At 52.2% G+C, this 1030-nt stretch carries 1 pseudogene; it reads left to right on the top strand.

Features of this window, described 5'->3' with window-relative positions:
• Positions 1–1030: pseudogene (locus FPE01S_RS26080) on the top strand (gliding motility-associated C-terminal domain-containing protein); the annotation flags it as partial.

Raw genomic sequence — 1030 nt, forward strand, 5'->3', positions numbered from 1 at the left:
TGCGAACACAACAACTTTAACCGTAACCGTTAACCAGCCGGTAACACCAACTTTTGCAGCCATCCCAGCTATCTGCGCCGGTGATCCGATCAACCTGCTGACCACATCCACTAATGGAATTCCCGGCACCTGGTCACCAGCCATCAACAATACGGCTACAACAACCTACACCTTCACGCCGGCAGCAGGGCAGTGTGCCAATACAACGACTTTAACTGTAACCGTTAACCAGCCAGTAACGCCAACTTTCGCTGCAATACCTGCGATCTGTGCCGGTGATCCGATCAACCTGCTTACCACTTCCACCAACGGAATTCCCGGCACCTGGTCACCAGCCATCAACAATACAGCTACAACAACTTACACTTTCACCCCTGCAGCAGGGCAGTGTGCGAATACAACGACACTCACCGTAACGGTGAACCAACCGGTAACACCAACCTTCGCCGCCATACCAGCGATCTGTGCCGGCGATCCGATCAACCTGCTGACCACATCTACGAACGGTATCACCGGTACGTGGAGCCCGGCGATCAACAATACGGCTACCACAACTTACACTTTCACACCAGCAGCTGGACAGTGTGCGAACACCACCACGCTGACTGTAACCGTTAACCAACCGGTAACGCCAACTTTTGCAGCCATCCCAGCAATCTGTGCCGGCGATCCGATCAACCTGCTTACCACTTCTACTAATGGAATTCCCGGTACCTGGTCACCAGCCATCAACAATACAGCTACAACAACTTACACCTTTACACCAGCTGTTGGACAGTGTGCTAATACCACTACACTGACCGTAACAGTGAACCAGCCGGTAACGCCAACCTTCGCTTCTATACCAGCCATTTGTGCCGGTGATCCGATCAACCTGCTGACCACTTCTACCAATGGTATTCCCGGTACCTGGTCACCAGCCATCAACAATACCGCTACAACTACTTACACCTTCACACCAGCTGCAGGGCAGTGTGCGAATACAACGACTTTAACCGTAACGGTTAACCAGCCGGTTACGCCAACTTTT

This window comes from Flavihumibacter petaseus NBRC 106054, from assembly GCF_000974785.1.
GTDB classification, from domain to species: domain Bacteria; phylum Bacteroidota; class Bacteroidia; order Chitinophagales; family Chitinophagaceae; genus Flavihumibacter; species Flavihumibacter petaseus.